Raw genomic sequence first — 5,939 nt, 5'->3', positions numbered from 1 at the left:
GATCGACGTGCGCTGGGGCCACGAAGTCACGGACCTCGAACAGCACGGCACCTGCGTGTCGGTGCGCTGTGCGACCGCGCGTGGCGAAACCGTGCTAGAGGCGTCGTATGCGGTCGCCGCGGCGGGTGCCCGCGGCGACGATGTCCGGCGGGCGCTCGGGGTGAGCTTCGACGGGCACTCGTTCGACGATCGGTTCCTGATCTGCGATATCCGCGCCGAGCTGCCTGGCTGGGAGACCGAGCGGCGGTTCTACTTCGACCCGGTCTGGAATCCGGACCGGCAGGTGCTCATCCATCCCTGCCCCGACTCCACCTATCGGATCGACTGGCAGGTTCCCGCCGACTTCGACCTCGACGCCGAGGAACGCAACGGAGCGCTGGACGAACGGATCCGCAAGATCATCGGTGAGCGCCCGTATGAGATCGTCTGGAAGTCGGTCTACCGATTCCATACGCGCAGTGTGGACCAGATGCGGGTCGGCCGGGTACTGCTGGCCGGCGACTGTGCGCACTTGGTGGCGCCCTTCGGCGCCCGCGGATTGAATTCCGGTGTGCCGGACGTGGAGAACGCCGCCTGGAAGCTGGCGTTCGTACTGCACGGTTGGGCCGGCGAGGCGCTACTGGACAGCTACCACCACGAGCGGCACGCCGCCGCGATCGAGAACCTCGACGTCACCAGCGCCACCATGCGTTTCCTCGTGCCGCACAGCGAGCGTGCGTGGCGTCGGCGGCGGGAGCTGCTCGAGCGGGCGCTCTCCGACCCGCAGACCCGGACACAGGTCGACTCCGGTCGTTTCGCCGAGCCGTTCTGGTACGTCGACTCCCCGCTCACCACCCCAGACCCGGCCCGACGATTCCTGGGACGCCCACCCAAGGGAGAGATGCCCGCTGCGGTGCCCGGCGTCATCGTGCCGGATGCACCGGTGTCGGTGCCGGATCAACCCGGCGTCGGCCGCCTGCGCGAGCTGGTCCGGGACGGGCTGCTCGTGCTCACCACCGACGGTGTCGACGCCGCGGCCATCGCGGTGGCGGTCAAGGAGATCAGCACCGCGCCGCACCGCGTGATGCCTCTCGCGAACATCGACGCCGAGGGCGCGGTCGCCGCAGCGCTGGGCGCCCGGTCCGGTGAGGCATGGCTGATCCGCCCTGACGGTCACGTCGCTGCGGTGCTTACCGATCCCGATCGATACGCCGTCGTCGCCGCCACCCGGCGCGCGCTCGGCGAATCACACTGAGTCACGGAGGACACGAGATGCCGTACTACCGCACCGTTGGCCAGGTGCCGCCCAAGCGGCACACCCAGTTCCGCCGCCCGGACGGCGGACTCTACGCCGAGGAGCTGATGGGGGAGGAGGGATTCTCCTCCGACTCCTCGCTGCTTTACCACCAGGCGATTCCGTCGGCGATCGTCGATTCCCAGCCGTGGCGACTACCCGACCTGACGACCACCGCGAACCATCCGCTGCGTCCCCGGCACCTGCGGCTGCACCAGCTGTTCGACGGACAGGAGTGGAAGGCCACGGACGCGGTGACCGGCCGCCGGCTGGTACTGGGCAACGCCGATGTGCGCATCTGCTATGTCGCGGCCGGTGTCGAATCTCCGCTGTACCGCAACGGAATCGGCGACGAGTGCGTGTACGTGCAGTCCGGCAGCGCGCGGCTGGAGACCGTCTTCGGTGCGCTGGAGGTCGGCCAGGGCGACCACGTGGTGATCCCGCGCGCGACGACCCACCGTTGGGTGCCCAGCGGCGATGAGCCGCTGCGCGCGTACGCGATCGAGGCCAACTCGCACATCGACCCGCCCAAACGGTACCTGTCCCACCGCGGGCAATTCCTCGAGCATTCGCCCTACTGCGAACGCGATCTGCGCGGTCCCACCGAGCCGCTGCTGGTGGACGGCGGCGACGTGGATGTGTACGTCAAGCACCGCGGCCCGAGTGCAGGCGGAATCGCCGGGACCGTACTCACCTACCCGACACACCCGTTCGACGTGGTCGCTTGGGACGGTTGCCTGTATCCCTACGTGTTCAACATCGCCGACTTCGAGCCGATCACGGGCCGAGTCCATCAGCCACCGCCGGTGCACCAGGTCTTCGAGGGCTACAACTTCGTGATCTGCGACTTCGTGCCGCGCAAGGTGGACTACCACTCGCAGTCCATCCCGGTGCCGTACTACCACTCCAATGTGGATTCGGACGAGGTCATGTTCTACGTGGGCGGGGACTACGAGGCGCGCAAGGGCTCTGGCATCGGCATCGGATCCATCTCCCTGCACCCCGGCGGGCATGCGCATGGACCTCAGCCCGGCGCCGCGGAGGCCAGCATCGGCGCGGAATTCTTCGACGAGACCGCGGTCATGGTTGACACGTTCCGTCCGCTCGAACTCGGCGAGGGTGGCCTGGACTGCGAGGATCCCGGTTACGCGTGGAGCTGGTCCGGACGGGGCCCAGCGCAATGAGCCGTGAACACGTGACTCCGCTGCTCGCCGCGTGTCGGGCCGGCGACGGCGCGGGGGCCGACAAGGTGACCGCGGTGCTCCGCGCCGATGACGCCGCCCTGCGGGCTCTTGGCCTGCTGACCAGCATGGAGGCGTCTGCATGACCACGACCTGGGTTCCGGTCCCCGAAGATTCGCCGTTTCCTATCCAGAACCTGCCGTACGGCGTGTACACCCACGGTGACCAGGCCGCACGGGTGGGCGTCGCCATCGGCGACTTCGTGCTTGACCTCGCCGCCGTCCTGCACGACGACGTATTCGCCCGGCCGTCGCTGAACGCGTTCCTGGCCTCAGGGCGCGCCCGCTGGGCCGAGGTGCGGCGACGCCTGACCGACCTGCTCACCCGCGAGGAACACCGTCCCGCGGTCGAGCCCCACCTGACCCCGCGCGCCGACGCCCGGCTGCACCTGCCCATCGACGTCGCCGACTACGTCGACTTCTACGCCTCCGAGCACCACGCCGCCAACGTCGGCCGGATATTCCGGCCAGGCGGTGACCCGCTCACCCCGAACTGGAAACACCTGCCGATCGGGTACCACGGCCGTGCCGGCACAGTGGTCGTCTCCGGCACCCCGATCGTGCGTCCCAGTGGCCAGCGCAAGCCAGCCGAGGCTCCGGCGCCGAGCTACGGCCCGTCGACCCGGCTGGACATCGAAGCCGAGGTGGGGTTCGTCGTCGGCGCACCGTCCGGCCTCGGCACCCAGGTCTCCGCCTCGGAGTTCGGTGACCACGTGTTCGGCGCTGTGCTGGTCAACGACTGGTCCGCGCGGGACATCCAGGCCTGGGAGTACGTGCCGCTCGGACCGTTCCTCGGCAAGTCGTTTGCCACCTCGATCTCGCCCTGGGTAGTGCCACTGGACGCGCTGGAACATGCTCGGGTGGCACCCCCACGGCAGGACCCGGCTCCGCTGGCGTACCTGCGAGAGGACGAGCCCTGGGGACTCGACATCGCCCTGGAGGTCGAATGGAACGGCCAGCTGGTCGCCCGGCCACCGTTCGCCCAGATGTATTGGACGCCCGCTCAGCAGTTGGCGCACATGACCGTCAACGGCGCCTCGCTGCGCACCGGCGACCTCTACGCCTCCGGCACCGTCTCCGGTCCCGAACCCGACCAGCGGGGCTCGTTCCTCGAACTCACCTGGAACGGCACCGAGCCGGTCAAGCTGCCCGATGGCTCCACCCGCACTTTCCTCGAGGACGGCGACACCGTCACCATCCGTGGCACCGCTGCCGGCCCCGACGGCGCACGGATCGGCTTCGGCGACGTCAGCGGCACGATAATCCCAGCGGTGTGAAATGCGGGGCATGAACAAGCTGTATCCGACGGCGGCCGCAGCGGTCGCCGACATCACCGACGGTGCCTCGCTCGCGGTCGGCGGATTCGGACTGTCGGGAAACCCGATGGAACTCATCCGCGCCGTGCACGAACTCGGCGTCGACGACCTGAGGGTCGTCTCGAACAATTGCGGCATCGACGACCGGGGCCTGGGCATCCTGCTCTCGGACCGGCGGATCGCTCGGATGACCAGTTCATACGTCGGGGAGAACAAGGAGTTCGCCCGGCAGTACCTGTCCGGGGAGCTCGAAGTCGAGTTCGCCCCACAGGGCACTCTTGCTGAGCGGCTGCGAGCCGGCGGTACCGGCATTCCCGCGTTCTTCACCGCCACCGGGGTCGGTACCCAGATCGCCGACGGCGGGCTGCCGTGGAAGTACGACGGCCATGGCCAGGTGGAGCGGACCTCACCACGCAGGGAGACCCGTGAGTTCGCCGGCCGCACGTACGTGCTGGAAGAAGCGATCACCACCGACTTCGCACTCGTCCACGCGGCACGAGGCGACCGGCACGGCAATCTCGTCTTCGCCAAGTCAGCACGCAACTTCAACCCGCTGTGCGCCATGGCCGGTCGCATCACCATCGCCCAGGTGGAGCAGATGTGCCAACCCGGCGAGCTCGACCCGGACCACATCCATCTGCCCGGGGTCTTCGTCCAGCGCGTGGTCGAAGTCGGGACCGGCATCGAGAAGCCGATCGAGAAACGCACCGTGCGAGCAGAGGCAGGTGCCTGATGGCCCTCACACGCGATCAGATGGCGGCCCGCGCGGCACAAGAGCTCAACGATGGCGCCTACGTCAACCTGGGCATCGGACTGCCCACCCTGGTGCCCAACCACCTGCCCGACGGGGTAGAGGTTGTGCTTCAAAGCGAGAACGGCATCCTCGGCGTCGGCCCGTTCCCGCGCGCCGGCGACGAGGACGCCGACCTGACCAACGCGGGCAAGGAGACGGTCACCGTCCGGCCCGGTGCTGCGTTCTTCGACTCCGCCCTGAGTTTCGGCATGATCCGCGGAGGGCACATCGACGCCGCGATCCTCGGTGCCATGCAGGTCTCCGCTGCCGGCGACCTGGCCAACTGGGTGATCCCTGGAAAGATGGTCAAGGGAATGGGCGGCGCGATGGACCTCGTGCACGGCGCCCGGCGCGTCGTCGTCCTCATGGAACACCTCGCCCGCGACGGCGCATACAAGATCGTCAACGAGTGCTCGCTGCCCTACACCGGACGTGGGGTCGTCGACCGGATCATTACCGACCTTGCTGTCATGGACGTGACCCGCGACGGGCTCGTGCTGCGCGAACGTGCCCCCGACGTGAGCGTTGACGAGGTTCAGTCGATGTCTGAGCCACCTCTGGTCGTCGATCCGGCACTCGACGCGTGAGTTGCCTGCCGCGCCCACCGCAGATCGCTACGACACGCGACTCAAGGGGAACGCGGAAGTCGTGAGGATGGCGGTGATGTCTGCGCCGGCGCGCAGTAGAGCGAGCGTGCGTTGACTGATCGCATTGATGCGGGATTCGAGCGCCTTGAGTGGGTCGTCTAGGTCGTGTAGCCCGCGGATGTTGGTCATCGTTTGCTGGACGTCGGGGATGCGGTAACCGGCCGCTCTGAGCGCGGCGACGATCCGGGCTTCTCGGATCGCGGGAAGTGGGTAGCGGCGGGCGGCGCCTGCTCGTGTCGTGACTCGTTCCGGCCGGACGAGTCCGGCCTTCTCCCAGAATCGAAGCGTCGAGGCGCGAACGCCGAGAGCAGCCGCGAGCTGGGTGATCGTCATCGAGTCGTCGTCAGTCGGCTCTGCATCGACCGATGCCTCAGCTCGGATCATGTGAAGCGCTTCTTGCGCGGCGAGCGCGTGGTCTCGCTCTCGGTTGAGCGCGACGTGAAATGAGCTCACCAGGGCAACCGCCTGATCGCGTGGCAGCGTGCGGATCTCACGCATCGCGTGACGGGCCCGGACAGGGCCGACGGCGATGCTGAGGTCGCGGTACGCGCGCAGGTCACGCACGTGATGGCGGGAGAACTGGCGGTATCCGTTTGCTGCTCGAGGTGCTGCGGAGATGACGCCCAGTGCTTCGAGGTCTCGGATTTGCTGCACGGAGTAGCCGGAGGTC

Annotated in this window: 7 protein-coding genes; 6 read left to right on the top strand and 1 reads right to left on the bottom strand. The window is 68.2% G+C overall.

What is annotated here, in order from left to right:
- The 6 genes from ELR45_RS17815 to ELR45_RS17795 form a co-directional block, all read left to right on the top strand.
- Positions 1 to 1,234: FAD-dependent monooxygenase (locus ELR45_RS17815; RefSeq protein ID WP_205856796.1), on the top strand; the 1,234-nt coding region annotated here is incomplete at its 5' end.
- A gap of 17 nt (positions 1,235 to 1,251) precedes the next feature.
- Positions 1,252 to 2,457 carry a homogentisate 1,2-dioxygenase gene (locus tag ELR45_RS17810; RefSeq protein ID WP_129667569.1) on the top strand — a complete coding sequence of 402 codons (1,206 nt, stop codon included), beginning with the start codon at positions 1,252 to 1,254 and terminating at the stop codon, positions 2,455 to 2,457.
- On the top strand, positions 2,454 to 2,600 hold the full coding sequence (locus ELR45_RS35405) for a hypothetical protein (RefSeq protein ID WP_165367874.1): 147 nt from the start codon (positions 2,454 to 2,456) through the stop codon (positions 2,598 to 2,600). Before ELR45_RS17810 ends, ELR45_RS35405 begins: the two co-directional genes overlap by 4 nt.
- Positions 2,597 to 3,790 carry a fumarylacetoacetase gene (gene fahA, locus ELR45_RS17805; protein WP_129667568.1) on the top strand — a complete coding sequence of 398 codons (1,194 nt, stop codon included), beginning with the start codon at positions 2,597 to 2,599 and terminating at the stop codon, positions 3,788 to 3,790. The genes ELR45_RS35405 and fahA overlap by 4 nt, the downstream gene beginning before the upstream one ends.
- 10 nt (positions 3,791 to 3,800) lie before the next feature.
- A complete protein-coding gene (locus ELR45_RS17800; RefSeq protein ID WP_129667567.1) occupies positions 3,801 to 4,562 on the top strand; it encodes a CoA transferase subunit A in 762 nt (253 codons plus the stop codon).
- Positions 4,562 to 5,209: a CoA transferase subunit B gene (locus tag ELR45_RS17795; RefSeq protein WP_129667566.1), complete on the top strand. Its 648-nt coding sequence runs from the start codon at positions 4,562 to 4,564 to the stop codon at positions 5,207 to 5,209. Before ELR45_RS17800 ends, ELR45_RS17795 begins: the two co-directional genes overlap by 1 nt.
- 27 nt (positions 5,210 to 5,236) lie before the next feature.
- Here ELR45_RS17795 and ELR45_RS17790 read toward each other — a convergent pair.
- Positions 5,237 to 5,939: MerR family transcriptional regulator (locus ELR45_RS17790; protein WP_129667608.1), on the bottom strand; the 703-nt coding region annotated here is incomplete at its 5' end.

The organism is Phytoactinopolyspora endophytica (assembly GCF_004138495.1).
GTDB lineage: Bacteria > Actinomycetota > Actinomycetes > Jiangellales > Jiangellaceae > Phytoactinopolyspora > Phytoactinopolyspora endophytica.
This window is presented reverse-complemented; position numbering and strand designations above follow the sequence as displayed.

Excerpts from the sequence above, each read along its gene's own strand:
- ELR45_RS17810 (WP_129667569.1), top strand. The coding sequence starts at position 1,252 with ATGCCGTACTACCGCACCGTTGGCCAGGTGCCGCCCAAGCGGCACACC.
- ELR45_RS35405 (WP_165367874.1), top strand. The coding sequence starts at position 2,454 with ATGAGCCGTGAACACGTGACTCCGCTGCTCGCCGCGTGTCGGGCCGGC.
- fahA (WP_129667568.1), top strand. The coding sequence starts at position 2,597 with ATGACCACGACCTGGGTTCCGGTCCCCGAAGATTCGCCGTTTCCTATC.
- ELR45_RS17800 (WP_129667567.1), top strand. The coding sequence starts at position 3,801 with ATGAACAAGCTGTATCCGACGGCGGCCGCAGCGGTCGCCGACATCACC.
- ELR45_RS17795 (WP_129667566.1), top strand. The coding sequence starts at position 4,562 with ATGGCCCTCACACGCGATCAGATGGCGGCCCGCGCGGCACAAGAGCTC.